This is a genomic window from Streptomyces sp. NPDC002057, assembly GCF_040296665.1.
GTDB lineage: Bacteria > Actinomycetota > Actinomycetes > Streptomycetales > Streptomycetaceae > Streptomyces.
This window is the reverse complement of sequence record NZ_JBEOXR010000012.1, coordinates 124288-141734: the sequence shown is the minus strand read 5'-3', so window position 1 is coordinate 141734 and position 17447 is coordinate 124288. Positions and strand designations below refer to the sequence as shown.

Sequence of the window (17447 nt, the reverse complement as noted above, 5' to 3'; positions counted from 1 at the left end):
GACGTTCCGCACACTCTCCGGGCACCGGGCGGACCGTTTCGCGCACTCCTCAAGCGCCGGGCGGACCGTTTCGCCCACTTCTCAGGCGCCGGGCGGAACCTGGCACTCCGTCAGGACACGTCACACCCCTTGATGTGACGTGTTCATGTCGCCACTCTGTTACCTGGCGCACCCCCCACCGAAACCTGGCGCCGCCACGATGACCGGGCCGCCGCCCGGCACCCCACGGGGACGGCATCCAGCCAAGGTCCCCCCGCATCAGAGGAGTTCACATGCCCGTCGGCATGATCTACGCGCGTCGACTCGCCGTTCTCGCCACCTCGGCCGCCCTCACCGTCACCGGCCTCCTCGCCACCGCCCCGGCCGCGCAGGCCGCGATGCCCACGCCGGTCAGCGCCGCGACCGCGCGCAGCTACCTCGCCTCCCTCACCGTGAAGGCGGAAGGTTCCTCCTCGGGTTACAGCCGGGACCTCTTCCCGCACTGGATCACCCAGTCCGGCGCCTGCAACACCCGCGAGACCGTCCTCAAGCGCGACGGCGTGAACGTCGTCACCGACTCCAGCTGTGCGTCGGTCAGCGGCAGTTGGTACTCGACCTACGACGGCGCCACCTGGACCGCCGCCTCCGACCTCGACATCGACCACATGGTCCCGCTCGCCGAGGCCTGGCGCTCGGGCGCCAACGCCTGGACCACCGCGCAGCGCCAGTCCTTCGCGAACGACCTGACCCGGCCGCAGCTCATCGCGGTGACGGACAACGTCAACCAGTCGAAGGGCGACCAGGACCCCGGGGAGTGGCTGCCCTCGCAGACCGGCTACCGCTGCACGTACGCCCGCGCGTGGGTGCACGTGAAGTACCACTGGAACCTGAGCGTCGACTCCGCCGAGAAGAGCGCCCTCCAGTCCATCCTCAACGGCTGCTGACCACCGACGCCAACAACCGCCGACCGCACCACCCCTGACCGCACATCAACAAAGACCACCGGGAAGTGAACCCGACCACACACTTCCCGGTGGCCTGATGTTGAACTTGCAAGTACTAGTGAGGGGAACCTAACCTTACGGCCCGATCGGTTTCCGTCCCCACTCCCCGTCCTCCCCACGGACGGGGTCAGGCCGAAGGAGTCCCCCCATGAAGAACCAGAACGCCCCGAGCGCCCCGAGCGCACCCACCGGACCGGGCGGCGCGAACGCCCCCGGCGGCGCGGGCACCCTCACCGACCGCCTCAACCAGGCCCAGCCCTACGCGCTCGGCCTCTTCCGCATCGTCGTCGGCCTGCTCTTCGCCTGCCACGGCGCCGCCACGCTCTTCGGCGTCCTCAGCGACTCCTCGGGCGGCACGGCCCCGGTCGGCACCTGGCCGAGCTGGTACGCGGCCGTGATCCAGCTCGTCGCCGGCGGCCTGGTCCTGCTCGGCCTGGGGACCCGCAGCGCGGCGTTCCTCGCCTCGGGCTCGATGGCGTACGCGTACTTCAAGGTCCACCAGCCGGACGCCCTCTTCCCGCTGCAGAACGGCGGCGAGAGCTCCGCGATGTTCTGCTGGGCCTTCGCCCTGCTCGTCTTCACCGGCCCGGGCGCGCTGGCCCTCGACCGGCTCTTCGGCAGCCGGGTCGACACGGGCTCGACGACGCGCGGGAGGAGCAGCCAGGAGCGCGAGGAGCAGGGCGCGCCGGCCGCGGCCTGAGCCCTGATCCCCAGGGCCTGAGCAAGCCCTGCGGTCGAGGGATCGAGCACCCTCGTCGAGCACACCTCGTCAAGCACCCTCGTCGAGCACCCCTCGCGTCGAGCACCCCTCGTCGAGCGCCGCCACAGGCGAGGGCCTACAGGAAAGGGCCGGAGTCCGCAGCACGTCTTCCGGCCCTTTCCCGGACCCCCACCACCCGGAACCGGCCCCTCGCCCGGGGCACGTTCCCGCAAAGTCGCACAGGTTCGCACGGACCCCGCCGATCGCCCTCCCGCCCCCGGCGCACCCCGGCAGGCGCCCGGGCACCCACCCGGCGGGCGGTCCCCCGCCCCCGCGTAGGCTCTGGCCCTGTGAATCTGCTCGACAGCCTGGGATCGCTGCGGTCGCTCACCGCCGGCCCATGGATCTACCCGGTGGTGGCGACGTCGATCCTGCTCGACGTCTTCCTGCCCGTGCTGCCGAGCGGCTTCCTGGTGATCACCGCCGCCACGGCGGCGGCGTCGGCCACCGCGGCCACCCCCGACGTACCGTCGCTCCTCCCGCTGCTCCTCTGCGCGGCCACGGCCTCGGTGCTCGGCGACTTCCTCGCGTACCGCCTCGCCCTGCGGGGCGGCGCCAGGCTGGACCGGGCGATCTCCCGCTCCAAGCGCCTGTCGGTGGCGCAGGAACGTCTCGGCACCGCCCTGGCCCGGGGCGGCGGGCTGCTCGTCGTCCTCGCGCGCTTCGCCCCGGCGGGCCGCTCGGTGGTCTCCCTGGGCGCGGGCGCGGCGAAGCGGCGCGTCGAGGAGTTCCTGCCGTGGTCGGCCCTCGCGGGCATCACCTGGGCCTCGTACAGCGTGGGGCTCGGCTGGCTCGGCGGTCAGTGGCTGGGCGCGACCTGGTTCAGCGCGGGGGTGTCGACCCTCGCGCTCTTCCTGGCCGGCGGCCTCGCCGCCTACCTCATACGGCGTCCGGCTGCGGCTCCCGCGCCGGCGTCCTGACGGCGGGGTGCGCGCCGCGCACCTCAAGGCCGTCGAGGAGTCTCGCGGTGGCGTCGGCGATCTCGTCCACGGCCCGCTCGAAGACCTCGCGGTTGTGGGCGGCGGGGGCGCGGAAGCCGGAGACCTTGCGGACGTACTGCAGGGCGGCGGCCCGGATGTCGTCCTCGGTCGCCTCCTCGGGCAGCGCGGGCGGTCGGAGCGTCTTGATACTGCGGCACATGCCTCCAGTGTGGCGCGCGCCACTGACAACCGCCCGGATCCACCTCGCCGCTCCCGCCGAGCGAGGCCCGGGGGGCGACACGGGGCCGTCAGGACAGCCCGCGCCGACTTCGCGCGTTGATCTCGGCGGCGCGGGCGCGCAGCTCGCGCAGGGGCGTGGCCGGCAGGACGTCGGCGGGCTCGGCCTCCCACTCGGCGCCCCCGTGGACGGCCCGGATCAGATAGCGCCCGGAGACGCTCTCCACGTAGAAACCGACCCGCCCCGTGGCGGTGTCGCGGACGAGGTCACCGACCTCGGGCAGCGGCTGCACGTATCCCCTCCGTCCCGATTCCTGAAGCCTTCGCGGAGTACTCCTGAAGCCTGGGGAGAACCAGAGAAGCCCTCCGCCCCCTCCCTGTCAACGTATCTCTAGAGATGTCCCCCGATGGATGGATCGACCGGGCGGGACGGCGTACACGTGTGCACCCGGGCCGCGGGGTGCGCCGTAGGGTGTCCGGCAGATGAAGGGAGTGGTCCACCCGTGACTGACCAGGACAGCGCTCGTCAGCCCAAGTACCAGCGCATCGCCGACGAGTTGAGAACCGCGATCCAGTCAGGCGACTTCGCGCCGGGCGACCGGCTCCCCGGCGAGAACGACCTCATGACGACGTACGCCGTGGCCCGGATGACCGCCCGCCAGGCCCTCTCCGTGCTGCGCAACGAAGGTCTCGCCGAGGCCCGCAAGGGCGCCGGGGTCTTCGTCCGCACGTTCCGCCCGCTGCGCCGCCGGGGCATCCCGCGCCTGTCGGGCGAGCAGTGGGGCAACGGGCGCTCGGTCTGGTCGGCGGACGTGGTGGACCGGGACCTGGTGGTCGACCGGATCGAGGTGGGCGAGACCGAGGCCGGGACGCGGGTCGCCGGGGCGCTGAACCTGGCGCCGGGCGCGCCCGTCTGCGTCCGCAGCCGCCGCTTCGTCCTCGACGCGCGACCGGTGCTCCTCTCCGTCTCGTACCTCTCGGCGGAGCTGGTGCGCGGCACGCCGATCACGGAGCCGGACACCGGGCCGGGCGGGACGTACGCCCGGCTCGCCGAGCTGGGCCACCGGCCGGTGCGGTTCCGTGAGGAGATCCGCTGCCGGATGCCGACGGCGGACGAGTCGGACCGGCTCGCGCTGGAGCTCGGGACGCCGGTGGTGCTCATCGGGCGTACGGCGTTCACCGGGCCGGGAGTGGCGGTGGAGCTCAACGAGATGACGCTGGACTCGTCGTCGTACGTGCTGGAGTACGACTTCGACGCGTGACCTCGAAGCGCGTCCGGGGGTCGGCGTGGACGACCTCGCCGGGGTACGCGGCGGCCGCCCGCGCGACGGCCTCCGCGGGCCGTGTCCCCGGGCCCACGTGGGTCAGGACGAGCCGGCGGGCCCCGGCCCGGGCGGCACTGTGCCCGGCCTGCTCGGCGGAGTGGTGCCCGGGCCCCTCCCCGTCGGCCTCGCACAGGAACAGGTCGCAGTCGCGGGCGAGTTCGACCAGGGCGGGGCAGGGCTCGCAGTCCCCGGAGTAGACGAGGGAGCCGCCGCCCTCGTCCTCGACGCGCAGGGCGAAGGCGGGGAGTCCGTGCTCGACGGCCCGGGACCGCAGCGTCAGGCCGCCGATCCGGACGACGTGCCCGTCGTACAGCTCCTCGACCGCGAAGGCCTTCTCGACGGGGCTGCGCCCGGGTCCGTTGGTGAGGAAGGCGGCGAGCCGGTCGGCGATGCCGACGGGCCCGAACAGGGGCACGGGGGGCCGGGGAGCGAGCCCCGCGTGGAGGAGGCCGTAGTAGGCGGTGAGCAGGTCGGCGGAGTGGTCGGCGTGCAGATGGGAGATCCACACGGCGTCGAGGTCGCCGAGGCCGGCGTACCGCTGGAGTTCGGCGAGGGTGCCGCTGCCGGCGTCGACCCAGATCCGTACCCCGCCGCCCTCGACGAGATATCCGGAGCAGGCGTTGCCGGGCCGGGCGAAGGGGGTGGCGGACCCGAGGACGCTGATCCGCAGGGAGTCGTCGGACATGAGACAAGATTAAATTACATCCACGCCAGTCCGCCGAAAGTTGTGCGGACGAGGTGAAGAGCGTGCGTATTCTGTGTGCTCGCCGGGCCCCATCGGACGGGTGTCCGGCAGAAACTGAGGGACATTCATGCTTCGCGCACGCACGTTCGCGGCCGTGACCGCGGCCGCCGCCTCCGGCATCCTGCTGCTGCCCACGCAGGCACAGGCCGCCGGGTCGGTCCACCTGTACAAGATCCACTACGACAGCCCCGGCACGGACCGCCGCTCGAACGCGAGCCTCAACGGCGAGTACGTGCAGATACGCAACACGACCGGCGCGGCGGTCAACCTGCGGGGCTGGACGGTCACGGACGCGGCGAACCACAAGTACACGTTCGGCAGCTACGTCCTCGGCAAGGGCAAGACCGTGACGGTCCGCACGGGCCGCGGCACGAACACCACCGCGAACGTCTACCAGAACCGCGGCGCGTACGTCTGGAACAACGACCGCGACACCGCGACGCTGAAGAAGGCGAACGGCACGCGGGTCGACACCTGCTCGTACAACTCGACCCGGGTCGACTACAAGTGGTGCTGACGTCGCACGTCGCCTGACGCCCTACGGGCAGGGCCCCCGGGGATCTCCCGGGGGCCCTGCCTACTTCTCGTCCGCCTCCGGGGCGCGGGCGGCCGGGACACCGTGCTGCTGCACGTCCGAGCTGACCTGCCCACCGAGGGTCATCACGTTCAGGGTGGCGGAGTTCTCGCTGGCGATGGCCTTCTCCACGCGGGCGACCAGCGTCGAGAACGCCTCCCGCTTGGGCAGGTCGCGGTACGGCCCGACCTTGGCCTCGAAGTAGACGCGCTCGTGCCCGAGCAGCTGCTCGGTCGACCGGTAGTTCTTCCACTGCTCGCGGTAGCGGTAGACGCTCTCCAGCGACACGGCGGCGACGACGACCACGCTCAGCACGGTGGCGGTGACCCGGGCGAAGGCCAGATCCAGATTCACGAACACGGGCACGAGCGCCGCACCGACGACGGACACGGTCCGCATCCGCAGATGCATCGCCTTCATCCGGGTCGCCTTGGAGTCGTACCACTGCTGGTACTGCGAGAGCCTCGTCTCGATGTACCGCTGCGGCGTCATCTCGCCGCCCTGCACCCCGGGTCCGGGCGCGTCCCCCACCTCAGCCATGCGGGGAGTACACCCGCCGCACGGAGCCCCCGTCAACTCTCCGCCCATTCCCCCACAGCCCGCCACAAGGTACGTTCAACCCACCGTCAACCACAGGAACTTCAGGGAGAACCCCGTGGCGCTCACCCACCTGACCCCCACCACCAGGACCGGCCTCGCCCTCGGCGCCCTGGCCGCCACCCTCGCAGCCCTGGCGGTCCACACCACCACCGCCACGACGACGGCGAGCGACCGCGAGACGGGCACCGTCAAGTGGGTCACGGCCGCGAAGAGCGCAGGCGAGAAGAAGGTCGAAGTCATCAAGTGACGACAGCCTGACCCACCCCCGTACGCACAGCCCCCTCGGCCACCGGGCGGAGGGGGCTCACCCGTCTCCGTGACGCCGCGCGACCCGCGGGAACCGCCGAACGTCCACCGGTCGCGCCGAGCGCCGGCCAACGACGCCCGCGTACGGCCGCAGGCTCCGCCGGCGGGCGAGATCGACCTCCCTCAATTCTTGCTCAGAAGAACCCCCGATTCTCACCAACACCCCGCGACCACGGTTACGTTCGTCGCACCGGGCTGCCTCACCGACCTGACAGGCGGCCTCACCAGCAGTCTTGATTCGGGGGAATCGATGCGCAATGAAGCTCCTCAGGAACGCGACCTCCGTGGCCGGATGCCACGACGGGCGGACGCACTCGTGGCGGCGTCACGCAGGCCGCTGATCGCGGCCTCGGCCCTCTCTCTCGCATCCCTCCTCGCGGCCGGCTGCACCGGCGCCGCGCCGGCCCCGGACACTCCGCCGACATCGGCGACGAGGAGTCCGACGGGTGCGCAGTCGCCCCGGGTGGAGGGCGAGGAAGAACAGGGCAAGCGTGCCAAGTCCGCGCTGGAGACGGGCTCGCCGGACGACCCGGAATTCGTGGAATCCGGACTGGAGCGGGTCCGGGAAGGGGTGCACAGCCTCTCCCCGCTCAAGAGGGGAAAGGCCTACAAGCTGTCCGTGGCGTGCGTCGGCACAGGGACCGTGAAGGTCGTCATCGCGGACAGGGCCCCACGGTCCGTACCCTGCGACGGAGTCCCTGCCGGCCAGCGCGTCGAAGACGCGCCGTCGCGATTGCCCATCGACATCACCGCGGAAGCCGGAGCCACGGGCATGGTCGCCTGGCAGATCATCTCCCTTCAGTCCTGAGCACCTCGCCGGCCTTCACCCCGCGTCGGGGGATTCCCGGTCACCGCCACATCGCCGTCACGATGAACGTCCACAACCCCGACGAGATCGGCGACAGACGCGAAAGACCCCTCGCCATGATCGGCGAGGGGCCTTTGCACTGGTGGGCGCGGACGGTTTCGAACCGCCGACATCTGCTTTGTAAGTTCGCGCGGACCATGGCCGGTGAGGGTGCACCCCAGCTCGCGGCCACCACGAAGGGCCGTACAGGACTGCTGTCATCCACCGTCGTTGATGTCAGATTTGGATGTCATCTGTCGCCGGCCCACGCACGGCCGTCGGTAGCCCGCGGCGTCCCCGACCGGGGGATAGTCCCTGCCGAACAGCATGTAGACAGGGTGCTCGGGGTACCCGACTTCCATCCTCACGGAGATGTCCACGTCGTGGTTGGCGAACCGGTGCAGGTACTGGGTGAAGAGCTTCAGCTCCTCGTCCGACAGTGGCTCGCCGAGCTGCTCATCGCGCATCCCCCCGTCGTCACCAGCTCTCAGGATCGGTCCGGCACTGCTCGTACCGGCAGTCGACGTCTCGTCGGTGCAGGCGCCGCAGGTCCTGCAAGGCGGCAACGGGAAACGGGTGCAGCATCCACTTCTCCTGGTACCCGTCCTCACCGTGCTCTCGCAGTACGGCCTCGGCCGCTTCCTTCACCGCGTGGCACAGCACGCCACGGGACTGGGTGGAGCTCCAGAGAAAGGTGCCACCCGTCTCGTCGGGCGAGCCCCAGCTCGTTCCCCCGTCCGGGAACTCGAAGATGTCGATGGTCACGTCCACCCCCTGGCGCCGCAGGAGCCACCTCGTCTCCATGGGCTCACGGTCGAAGGAGAAGCGTTCACCGGACGAGTCCCCGTAGAGCCCCGTCATGGCGTACAGCAGGTCGGCAAGGGCGTCCGTGCAGTAGCCGACATGGGTCTCATGCTCCGAGACGCCATCGGCGATCCGATACGTGGCACCCCCGGCGCCACTAAGTTCCCAACTGAAGCGGAAATCATCCACCGTCCCCCCCTCCTGAACCGTGATCGTGCAGCAGGAGTGTCCCTCGCCGCTACGATGCGCGCGAGAGGCAGAACCAGTTGAGGGGGACGGCAATGAGGACCAAGGACCCGGAGTATCCGGCAGCGGTCGAGGCGGCCGTCGATGTTCTCCGGCAGCGGGCCCGCCGGCATCAGACCATCACCTACGGGGAACTGAGCGCCGAGCTGGCGGCGCAGGGGTTCGACTCCATCCCGCCTCACCGCGGAGTTATGACCTACCTCCTCAAGGACGTCTGCCTCCACGACAACGATGACGGCCGCTCACCGATGCTCTCGGCCCTCGTGGTGAACAAGGCCACCCAGGAGCCGTCCGACCAGTTTTCCACCCTCGCCCGAACCGAGCCGTTCACCCGCCCAGCCGACTGGACCTGGCAGGACGAACAGCAGCGGGTGTTCGCCCACCACCACTAGGACGTCAAAGGCCCCCAGCCATGATCGGCTACTGGGGGCCTTTCCCCTGGTGGGCGCGGACGGTTTCGAACCGCCGACATCTGCTTTGTAAGCCTGGCGCCCGCAGCTGATCCGTCATCGCAGCTCAGCCTCTCTGCGCGCTGCCACGGCTGTCACCAGCTGTGGACGCCGTAGCGAACCTCCAGTGACCGCGGTTGACCGCCCGATCTGGCACGCATCTGGCACGCGTGCTCAGAGCACAACCCGCTTGCTCACGACATCGTCAGCAGGCTCCCCATATCGGAGCACGACGTGCGCCGGCCGAAACGGAAGCGCATGCAAGCCCGGCTCCATCACCCGGTACAGAGCGTCCGCATCCGGCCCATAGGCGAAGATTACAACCTCGCCCCCACCGAACTCATCGCCGTCGACCTCCCCAACACCCGCAGCTGCGACCGCGGCCCCGATGGACCGCTCGGCCTCAAAGACCAGTGACCACTGATTGGGCTCGCCGAGGTCGTCGCCACCCTGTTGGAAGCGAGCAATCACGGCGTGCTCCGGAGGTATCGCCGGCAAGTCAAAGAGTGTGCCCTGCATGGCGGCACCCTCCCACCGACCACTGACAGCCGACCGACCTTTGCCGGGGCGTCCGAGCCTGCGGCGCCTGGCCAACCCCACGCTTTGCACGTTCGCCCAGAACCCGTCTCCGAGGGCCTCCTTGCGCGTCCAGAGACCATCGACGACCGTTAGGCTCCTTCTCCGTCTGCGGCCGTTGATGGCAGCATTGGCCGTCAGGCTCGCTTTACGGCAAGTCGCAATGCACGAAGAGAGCAGAGCTACGCGCCTGACTCCTTGCGTGTCACCCCCGCTAGCGCGAACTTCCTTCATGGCCTGGCACCAGACCGGCGTGCTGATGATTCCAGCACAACCGCCAGCTGTGACGCTCGACGTGCCGCAGCCGCTCACGAACTCGCTGACTCATCTCGCGCAAGGGTTCGCCGAGCAGCTTCAGCCCAGGCTGTGACTCGCCCTTCAAACTCCCCCTTGCTGGCCTTCAACCTCAGCCATGCTGGCTCGGAATCACGCTGATGCGACCAAGATGCCCACCCATAGTCGTCCACATCCTCCACGACACGTCGGGCGAGAAGCATGATCTCTTCAGCGCTACGCGCTTCCTCCTCCTCGACCGACAAGCGCAGGAGTGACTCCCGAAACCAGAGCGCTTTGAAGCTCTCGTCTAGATTCTTCTTGGCTTCCGTAAGATCATCTCCACTGGCGCCCCTCCCCTCTTCGTAGGCCCCAGCTACCTCACACATGTGAACAACACACATCCGCACGTGCTCGACCGCACCCAGAAACGAGGCGTATGCCGACTTTCGGGCCTGCCAGAGGGCGTCGTCACGCTGGCCGGCGAGCTGCATCCGTGCGCCCGCCAATGCCGCCTGCACCTGAGCGTGACCGCTTGCTGCAGCGGACTCAACCTGCGCTGCCGCCGACTTACGCACGGCGTAAATAGCCACAACAGCGGAAACAACCGCGCCTGCCACCCCGATGCCTGCGGCCCAAAGAGCCGCTACTCCCTGATCCATGGCGGGATTCTGGCATGCCCTGAACCCCTACCCCGCTCGCTCAGCACACTCGCTGACGATGCAGTCGCCGCTCAGAACAGGCATTAGGGCCAAGTAGAGGCTACCTGTCAACGGCTGACGGGAACTTCGTAGACGATCTCGCACAGGGCAGCGGGGACGACGATGTCCGCCGTCTCAACAGGCCGACCCTGATCGCTGTAGTACGTCCGCCGGATGTGCGTGACAAGCGCGGCCTTCTGGATCCCGAGGAGTGACGCCTCCTCGGCGGTCGCCTGCCGCGGCTCGGGCTGCTCCACGGCGTGGCTGACGGTGACGCCGATCTGGGCCATCCGGTTCACGACGCCGGCCCCGGCGTGAGGCCCACCCTCTGGAAGGACGATGAGCGTCCCGCCGGTGAGGTCGTACGGCTCCCAGCTCGTCGACAACTGCACAGGCCGACCGTCGGCGAGGAACTCATACACGGTCCGGACGCACAGCTCCCCCTCACCGATCCCGAGCCGCGCAGCGATCTCCGGCGGCGCGGGCACCTTCGCATCGGTACGGCTCTCCCAGCCGCCATTTCGCCCCACGGCCTTCATGTCGGCCCGGAACGGCGACCCGTCCGGCTGCTCGCGCGCCGCAGACCGAACCATCCGCACCCGCCGCCGAGGCTCGGCCACGTAGGTCCCAGACCCGGCCCGCCCCTCCAGCACACCCTGGGAGACCAACAGCTCCTGGGCCCGGCGAACGACGTTCTCGCCCACCCCGCACTCCTGGCCGATCTGAGCCCGAGAGGGCAGCCGGTCTCCAGGAGTCCACTCGTGCTCCGCGATCCGCCGCCGCAGTTCGTCGGCGATGCGGAGGTAAGGCGGCTGCTCAGGCATATGGAAAATCTAGTCCACTAGCTCTAATCTAGTTAACTAGCTTCACTCAAAGTGATCGCCGGTGACGGAGGCTGCCCTGTGCCTGCTCCAGAAGTAAGCGCGGAGGCCTTGGCTGCCCGGTTGTCAGCGGTCGGGCTCACCACACGCGTGGAAGGGCACCCGCGGCACACGTCGATCGAAGCGGAGTTACCGGAATCCCTCTCCGCCGAGACATGGCAGGAGGTCCTGGAAGTCGTGGCTGCGGCGGACCGATTCGGTCTCCTGGCCACCAGCCTGGGCGGCCGCACCCTATGGGCCGCCGTGAACAAAGCGGTCCCCGCGACGGGCAATGTCCGGGGACCTGGCCATCAGCGATAGGAGCTGATCAGCATGTTCAACCGTATCCGCCGCGCCATCAGACGCACCAGAGAGCGGTACGCCCAAAGGACCCGGCACTGGGAGCCCTTAACGTCGACCCGCTCGGCGCTCGCTCTCCCCAAACCGCCCGACGAACTGACGCTGTTGCTCCAACAGGTCGAAAACCGCACAAACTTCCTCCCGGGCGAAGAGAAGGCCCTCGTCCGCCCGTGCATCCTGGTCGGCGAAGACCGCACCCGACAGAACTCGGCCCCGATTCCGCCCCACCTCCTCGCCCACACCTGGTTCGTGCCGGCGGAGGCCCACGGATGATCCGCATCCCCTCGGCGGCGACCACGCCCTATCGGTCCAGCGCCTGCCAAATCGGCACCCATCACGAGTGCGCGCACTCCTCCCCGACGACGGCACCGATCGACATCCCCGTCGTCTACGAAGCGTGCGCCTGCCCCTGCCACTCCGCGACCACGTCACCAGAGGCGGCCTCATGAACGGCTATCCCCCGGGCGGCGCACTTGCCTCGCCGGTCGAGATCACCACGACCACGGTGCAGCGCGGCGACGTGATTCAGATCGGCGGCCAGCCGTGCCGAGTGGCCGACCTCCGCCAACTGCCCGGCGGCGCCAAGCGCCTCCTTTTCGAATCGGGCGAGCTCCTGACGATGCACACCCGTACGCGCCTGATCGCCGTACGAGTGCTCAGAAGGTGGTGACCGCCATGCCGTCTCTCCGCGACACCATCGCCGACGACCTACGGGCCCAGATCATCACCGGCCATCTGCAGGCCGGCGCCCGCCTCCCCTCGGAACCGAGGCTCGCCGTCCACTACAAGGTGAGCACCCCGACACTGCGCAACGCCCTCGCACTCCTCCAGGCCGAGGGCCTGATCGACAAGATCCACGGCAAGGGTAACTACGTCCGCCACCCCCTCCGCAGACTCACATACACGGAAGGCCACCTCACCCCGGACGTAGGCCTCCACGTCACGATCCGCACCACCAACCTCCGGGCGCGCGGAGACCTCATCCCCCTACTCAAGGTCCCCTCGCGCACCCCACTGACGGAGTTCCTCTGCCTCACCCACCAGGGAGAGAGGCCGCACAGCATGGCCCGCATCTACGTCCCGCGCGATCTGGAACCGGCCGAACTGCCGTGGCCTCGCGCCGGACAGGCGGAGACCCGAGAAGTGGTCGCCGCCCGGCTCCCCACCCCAGAAGAGGCCTCCACCCTCCGGCTCAGCACGACGCTCGCCGTGATCGCAATCACGCGAGTGTCTGCCGACATCACAGGCCGCGTGATCGAGGTGGCTCGCCTGATCCTCCCCGGCGACCGCACCGAAGCGCTCTTCACCACTCACCACACGATCGATGAGAGGGAAACGGAAGGATGAAAAGCCTCAGCGAGCTCCGTCTCCTCCCGTGGTCCGGCCCCGATGGAAGGCCCTGCTACCTGAGCACCGATGACGACAACAGCCATCTCTCTCGCCTGGCCGACACAACCGAAGCTGCCCAACTCGACGTCGCGCAAGAGCTCTTGGAACACGCCATGGAGGCAATCACCGACGGCGAGTCCGGGCCGGCTGAACTCCGGCTCCTAGCAGGGGATCTCACGGAAGCCCTGCGGGACACACTCCGCGTGGCCGTGAGCCGCGGCCACCGCCTTCCTACACCGGACTCCACCACGCACGGAGAGGGGGAGGCGGGCCCTCGGCTCTCTGCTGCGGCCGTCGGTTAGCAGCTACGTCCCGCAACAAGCCCCGGGCCAAAGCCCGGGGCTTATCTGCACGCCACTCAGAAGGCCGCTCCGCTGTCGCCCGCTCTACCTGACCAAGAGACCGCAAATGGACGATCGAGGGAAAACGGTCCCGGAGCCGCCAGCGCACGCAGCGTGCCACCTCCCGTCGACCCCGCAGCCCTACAAGGCGCCCATGCTCATCCCAGAGGTACGGGTCCCAATTGCTGGACTTGGCGGGACAGCACACCTAGGTCTTAGTCCAGGGGATCTCGCGCACAGCCCCGACTGTGAGGTGACGACATCTGATCCTGTTATCTAGCCATTCGCTTGTTGGTTTACTCGAAAGGACCTTGAGTAGAGTCCGACACGTTTTGACGGATCCATCTCTCGGAGAGGCGATAATTAGGTGATTGTCCACCGCGACCGGAGCTTTCCCTGTAACCAGCACACCGGAAAGCCGAGATTCCTGTTGCGCTGTTGACGGTCGGGACGTCCTTCGCACCAAAACGAAAGGAGGCTCGAATACCCGACGGGAGAATTTGCGACGGCGCACAGGTGTGGAAATTTCACCAGAAGGCGGCAAGTCTCGCGCTCGGGCAAACGGAAACTCAGGACCCTCAATCGGATCACGATTATCGACAACAGTGCCCACACGCACAACGAAAAAGTCGTCTACAGACTTTGATCCCACCACGACAGAATCGCCAGCATGCCACCAGTCACCTGGGCTTTCCAAGAGCGCTTGGCGCTCAACTTTGGCACCTAGCAGGAAGACGTCTACGTCAGCATGCTCGTCGAATTGCCCATACGTATCCAACGAACTGCGGCTGAGAATCTTGTTCACCTGCGCCCGCCAGGTTGAGTATCGACTGCCGCTCCTCAAGACGTCCGGGAGGATGGCCGTGAGACGACTTCCCTCCACCATGAAGTGAGCCGCTTGGTACGTAAATAGGGCCGCAGCTGAGGTAGGGCGAGAGGTCCATGGTCGACTCAAAGGCGATGAAATCACACCAAAGGGTGGATTCATTACAATATGGCCTGCGAATGCCGCCTGCCCCCTTAGCCCCTCAAGACCATCTCTAGTGACAATGTTGGCGAAGTAAGCAGAGACATTAGGGATTCGCAAGGCACGTTGAGTCTCATACCCATGACGCAATATGGCAGCGATGAGCAATCTAAGCCGCGCCGCTTCAACGAACTCGCCGTTTATATCCCACCCGTGGAGGCGATCAGTCCAATCCTCGAGTGTTTCCTTAAGCGATCCTTGTATAGGCAACGCATGTGATGCGGCCAAGAGCAGGTCACCGGAACCGCACGCCGGATCCAAGTAGCGTTCCGATCGAACTCCGGACTCCAGCATCTCGCTGACGCGCTGCTTGAGCGGTGCCGGGGTGAAGAACGCGCCGACTCGGCGGCGGTACTCCAATGGGACCAGCCGGCGGAGCTGCTCAGATGCCTCGCCGTCCACACTCGCCAAGAGACGATGGTGTTGGACCGGCCTGCCTGAGGCGACGTCAGCGGTCAGTGCCTGCAGACGAGTGGTGTACTCGCCATAGCCGTGCGCCCCAGTCATCCGGCCCTACTCCCTGTTGATCTAGTCCACGACCTTGACGTTGCGCCACTATCGGCCATGAGAACGTGCTTTGAGTCAGAGATGACCTCCAACGTAGTGCACGGACCCACACGCAGCACTACGCTGGCCGCGAGGGGCGAGCTGCCGACGCTGCCTCAACAAGCCACTCCAAAGCTGCTGTTGGGCGCTAGAAGGCCCTAAGGCACGGGGGATAGGGGACACATGGGTACAGAACGCCTACGCTTCGCGCCCGAGATGCTCGCACGCCTGGGCGAAGAGCTCATCCCCCATCCGGACTTGGGAATCGTCGAGTTGGCGCGAAACTCCTACGACGCTGATGCTGTCAGCTGCGAAGTCAGCTTGCAGAATGTCGGCGAAATCGGTGGGTCTATCGTGGTGACCGACGTCGGCGAGGGAATGACCGCTGACGACATTAGAGACGGTTTTCTAATTCTCGGCCGTTCAGGAAAAGTTGAAGATTCAGTAACCCCCCGCGGTCGACGAAAGGTCGGCGAGAAAGGACTCGGCCGGCTCGCAGCCTTGAGGCTTGGGCGGGAGGCGGTAGTTCGCACCCGACCGAAATCGGAACGTGGAGTCGAGTATGTCGTCCAGATCGACTGGGCTCGATACGATCAGGCTGCCACCATCGAGGATGTCGACCTTGAGGTAACGTCCAGGGAAACCTTGGAGAAGCCCGGTACGACTATCGAAATAAGGAACCTTCGAGCTCCGCTTGCCGATACTGACGTGAGGCGCTTGGCTCGATCCCTGGCCATGCTTACTGGCCCTTTCCCAGATAAGGGTGAGGATTTCACCATCACTCTCGATGCGCCAGATTTTGCCGAGTTGCAGAAAGTCGTAGATTCAGGCTTCTTTGAAGGGGCCCACTATATGCTGCGGGCAACTCTTGATGAGAATGGTCAAGCAGCAGCACATTTGTTGGACGGTGCCGGAACCATACTTGCGTCCGGAGACCATTTCGCTGTCGCGTCAAGTTCCGCTATGGGGAATCACTCCGGATTCATGGCACCTGCGGCAGAGCTCGAGATCTGGATGTTTAATCGAACCCGCCCGTCCTTTGACGTGCAACTGACTCCAGGGCTCAGGAAAGCCTACGTAGCCTGGCTCGATGAGGTTGGCGGGGTTCACTTCTATCAGCGGGGATTGCGGGTTCATCCTTATGGAGACCGCGGTTACGACTGGCTGGACATGAACGTCCTGCAGAAGCGGAACCCGGAGGAGCGACCTGGAACCAATAACTCTGTCGGACGCATGATGGTAGTTGCCGACAATGGCCAGTTGGTCCCAAAAACCGATCGCAGTGGGTTCGTGGAGAACTCTGCGTTCGTTGAACTAAAAGAGTTTGCCCGGTCTGCGCTCGAATGGGCCGCTGATGTACGGCTTGACCGTCGCGACAAGCGCAAAATCGAAGAGAAGCAGAAAACTCGAGAAAAGGTAAAGGAAACTCGAGACAAGGTTGATGCGGCCCTGCGCCTCGTACCAGAGAGTGTCCGGCCTATAGTCCAACAGGCTGTGCGTGAGGACAGGGCGGCCATGGCCGAGAGGCTGGAGGTCGTAGAGAGTGATCTCATGTTGTATCGCACTCTCAGCACGGTTGGAACCACTACTGCAGTTTTTGCGCACGAGACGCTTCGTCCAGTTGACACCATCGAGCAAATGGTTGGATCCATTGCTCGACGTGGTGAACGAGAGCTAGGCAATGAACGCTTTACTTCGGTGCTTGGTGATCCAGTTGACCTAATCCGTAGGTCTGCGGCATCTCTGCACACCTTCGCTGAGTTGCCGTTGGAGCTATTGAAGCAGCGTAAGCGCAAGTGGCGAGACGTGGACGTCAATGCGGTTGTCCGTGATATGACGGAGAGTTTCGAACCGTATTTTGCTGATGCGCGTGTTTCCGTTTCAACAGACCTGACCCAAGCTCCCCCTGCAGTTGTTCGTTCAACGATTGCTTCGATCGAAGCAATTCTGGCCAACTTTCTTGCGAATTCTGTGGCCATTTTCACGAGCCCTTCGAACCAATCAAACACCCGAGAAATAGTTGTTCGTACCGAAGTTTACCCGGAAGAGGTGACTCTGGGCGTCCTGGACTCTGGCCCTGGAATCATTGGAATAGACAAGGATGACGTATGGAAGCCCGGTAAATCTACCAGGAATGAGGGCACCGGCATGGGGCTCACCATCGTTCGAGACATCGTACTCGACCTCAAGGGAAAGATCTGGGCAGTGGAGAGCGGTGAGCTGGGCGGCGCCGAGTTTTACGTTTCATTTCCACGGGTTAACTTGTAACGCCATTCGAATTCTTCGATGTGCTCCGCGAAGTTGAGGTAAAAGTGCTGAGCGTTCTTGACACCCTGAGGCCTGGCTCCAGGATCGCAGTGGTCGATGACTCGCTTGACGACATGAGGCGTACTTCGATCCTGCTCGAAGACGCAGAATTCGTACCTGTGGCCATTGATCCGACGTTCCCAACTCTTCAAGAGCTGCTAGATACCGTTGCCGCGAGAGCCGAAGGGCTTGTTTGCGACCATAGGTTGAGTCATTCGGCCGCTGCGCCGTTCACGGGAGCTCAGGTTGTCGCTGCGAGCAATAGGCGTCG

24 protein-coding genes are annotated in these 17447 nt (G+C 66.5%); 14 read left to right on the top strand and 10 right to left on the bottom strand.

From position 1 onward, the window contains the following. Window positions 1-272: 272 nt before the first annotated feature. From ABT129_RS13420 to ABT129_RS13410, 3 genes are all read left to right on the top strand, one after another. Complete coding sequence (locus ABT129_RS13420; protein WP_351900350.1) at window positions 273-923, top strand: HNH endonuclease family protein; 651 nt, start codon at window positions 273-275, stop codon at window positions 921-923. Between the two features lie 208 nt (window positions 924-1131). Next, window positions 1132-1683, top strand: a complete 552-nt coding sequence (locus ABT129_RS13415; RefSeq protein WP_351900349.1) for a DoxX family protein — start codon at window positions 1132-1134, stop codon at window positions 1681-1683. Between the two features lie 350 nt (window positions 1684-2033). Continuing rightward, entirely contained in the window at window positions 2034-2663 is a 630-nt protein-coding gene (locus ABT129_RS13410) for a DedA family protein (protein WP_502981745.1), read from the top strand. On the opposite strand, the gene ABT129_RS13405 is transcribed toward ABT129_RS13410, so the two are convergent. Both ABT129_RS13405 and ABT129_RS13400 read right to left on the bottom strand, forming a co-directional pair. Further along, window positions 2623-2883, bottom strand: a complete 261-nt coding sequence (locus ABT129_RS13405) for a DUF2277 domain-containing protein (protein WP_351900348.1) — start codon at window positions 2881-2883, stop codon at window positions 2623-2625. The genes ABT129_RS13410 and ABT129_RS13405 overlap by 41 nt on opposite strands. Window positions 2884-2971: 88 nt before the next feature. Further along, window positions 2972-3193 (bottom strand): hypothetical protein, encoded by a 222-nt coding sequence (locus ABT129_RS13400; protein WP_351900346.1) that lies wholly within the window; start codon window positions 3191-3193, stop codon window positions 2972-2974. Between the two features lie 210 nt (window positions 3194-3403). On the opposite strand from ABT129_RS13400, the gene ABT129_RS13395 reads away from it, so the two are divergent. Beyond that, the gene (locus ABT129_RS13395; protein ID WP_351900345.1) at window positions 3404-4162 is read left to right on the top strand and encodes a GntR family transcriptional regulator; all 759 of its coding nucleotides are present in this window, start codon (window positions 3404-3406) and stop codon (window positions 4160-4162) included. Here the strand turns inward: ABT129_RS13395 and ABT129_RS13390 are convergent. Further along, window positions 4104-4910, bottom strand: a complete 807-nt coding sequence (locus tag ABT129_RS13390) for an MBL fold metallo-hydrolase (protein WP_351900344.1) — start codon at window positions 4908-4910, stop codon at window positions 4104-4106. The two genes, ABT129_RS13395 and ABT129_RS13390, sit on opposite strands and share 59 nt — an antisense overlap. 127 nt (window positions 4911-5037) lie before the next feature. Between ABT129_RS13390 and ABT129_RS13385 the strand changes: the two genes are divergently transcribed. Further along, window positions 5038-5487 (top strand): lamin tail domain-containing protein, encoded by a 450-nt coding sequence (locus ABT129_RS13385; RefSeq protein ID WP_351900342.1) that lies wholly within the window; start codon window positions 5038-5040, stop codon window positions 5485-5487. Between the two features lie 60 nt (window positions 5488-5547). Here ABT129_RS13385 and ABT129_RS13380 read toward each other — a convergent pair whose 3' ends face one another. Then, the gene (locus ABT129_RS13380) at window positions 5548-6084 is read right to left on the bottom strand and encodes a DUF4231 domain-containing protein (RefSeq protein WP_351900341.1); all 537 of its coding nucleotides are present in this window, start codon (window positions 6082-6084) and stop codon (window positions 5548-5550) included. Between the two features lie 115 nt (window positions 6085-6199). Between ABT129_RS13380 and ABT129_RS13375 the strand changes: the two genes are divergently transcribed. Beyond that, on the top strand, window positions 6200-6391 hold the full coding sequence (locus ABT129_RS13375) for a hypothetical protein (protein WP_351900340.1): 192 nt from the start codon (window positions 6200-6202) through the stop codon (window positions 6389-6391). A gap of 309 nt (window positions 6392-6700) precedes the next feature. Continuing rightward, window positions 6701-7258, top strand: a complete 558-nt coding sequence (locus ABT129_RS38045; RefSeq protein WP_502981750.1) for a DUF6023 family protein — start codon at window positions 6701-6703, stop codon at window positions 7256-7258. A gap of 257 nt (window positions 7259-7515) precedes the next feature. Here ABT129_RS38045 and ABT129_RS13365 read toward each other — a convergent pair whose 3' ends face one another. Both ABT129_RS13365 and ABT129_RS13360 read right to left on the bottom strand, forming a co-directional pair. Continuing rightward, entirely contained in the window at window positions 7516-7764 is a 249-nt protein-coding gene (locus ABT129_RS13365) for a hypothetical protein (protein ID WP_351900337.1), read from the bottom strand. A 10-nt stretch (window positions 7765-7774) separates the two neighbouring features. Further along, window positions 7775-8290, bottom strand: a complete 516-nt coding sequence (locus tag ABT129_RS13360) for a hypothetical protein (protein WP_351900336.1) — start codon at window positions 8288-8290, stop codon at window positions 7775-7777. Between the two features lie 92 nt (window positions 8291-8382). Here ABT129_RS13360 and ABT129_RS13355 point away from each other — a divergent pair, with 92 nt between their 5' ends. Continuing rightward, a complete protein-coding gene (locus ABT129_RS13355) occupies window positions 8383-8739 on the top strand; it encodes a hypothetical protein (RefSeq protein WP_351900334.1) in 357 nt (118 codons plus the stop codon). A gap of 231 nt (window positions 8740-8970) precedes the next feature. On the opposite strand, the gene ABT129_RS13350 is transcribed toward ABT129_RS13355, so the two are convergent. The 3 genes from ABT129_RS13350 to ABT129_RS13340 form a co-directional block, all read right to left on the bottom strand. Continuing rightward, window positions 8971-9315, bottom strand: coding sequence for a hypothetical protein (locus ABT129_RS13350; RefSeq protein WP_351900333.1), 345 nt, complete (start codon window positions 9313-9315; stop codon window positions 8971-8973). Window positions 9316-9680: 365 nt separating this feature from the next. Next, on the bottom strand, window positions 9681-10307 hold the full coding sequence (locus tag ABT129_RS13345) for a hypothetical protein (RefSeq protein ID WP_351900332.1): 627 nt from the start codon (window positions 10305-10307) through the stop codon (window positions 9681-9683). Between the two features lie 107 nt (window positions 10308-10414). After that, on the bottom strand, window positions 10415-11170 hold the full coding sequence (locus tag ABT129_RS13340) for a GntR family transcriptional regulator (RefSeq protein ID WP_351900330.1): 756 nt from the start codon (window positions 11168-11170) through the stop codon (window positions 10415-10417). A 78-nt stretch (window positions 11171-11248) separates the two neighbouring features. Between ABT129_RS13340 and ABT129_RS13335 the strand changes: the two genes are divergently transcribed. From ABT129_RS13335 to ABT129_RS13315, 5 genes are all read left to right on the top strand, one after another. Further along, a complete protein-coding gene (locus ABT129_RS13335; protein WP_351900383.1) occupies window positions 11249-11527 on the top strand; it encodes a hypothetical protein in 279 nt (92 codons plus the stop codon). Window positions 11528-11539: 12 nt separating this feature from the next. Further along, a complete protein-coding gene (locus tag ABT129_RS13330) occupies window positions 11540-11839 on the top strand; it encodes a hypothetical protein (RefSeq protein ID WP_351900329.1) in 300 nt (99 codons plus the stop codon). A gap of 172 nt (window positions 11840-12011) precedes the next feature. Then, window positions 12012-12236 (top strand): hypothetical protein, encoded by a 225-nt coding sequence (locus ABT129_RS13325; RefSeq protein WP_351900328.1) that lies wholly within the window; start codon window positions 12012-12014, stop codon window positions 12234-12236. A gap of 5 nt (window positions 12237-12241) precedes the next feature. After that, entirely contained in the window at window positions 12242-12913 is a 672-nt protein-coding gene (locus tag ABT129_RS13320; protein WP_351900326.1) for a GntR family transcriptional regulator, read from the top strand. After that, window positions 12910-13257: a hypothetical protein gene (locus ABT129_RS13315; RefSeq protein WP_351900325.1), complete on the top strand. Its 348-nt coding sequence runs from the start codon at window positions 12910-12912 to the stop codon at window positions 13255-13257. Before ABT129_RS13320 ends, ABT129_RS13315 begins: the two co-directional genes overlap by 4 nt. 247 nt (window positions 13258-13504) lie before the next feature. Here ABT129_RS13315 and ABT129_RS13310 read toward each other — a convergent pair whose 3' ends face one another. Continuing rightward, entirely contained in the window at window positions 13505-14830 is a 1326-nt protein-coding gene (locus tag ABT129_RS13310; RefSeq protein WP_351900323.1) for an N-6 DNA methylase, read from the bottom strand. 222 nt (window positions 14831-15052) lie between these two features. On the opposite strand from ABT129_RS13310, the gene ABT129_RS13305 reads away from it, so the two are divergent. Then, window positions 15053-17137, top strand: a complete 2085-nt coding sequence (locus ABT129_RS13305) for an ATP-binding protein (RefSeq protein ID WP_351900322.1) — start codon at window positions 15053-15055, stop codon at window positions 17135-17137. Window positions 17138-17447: the final 310 nt, after the last annotated feature.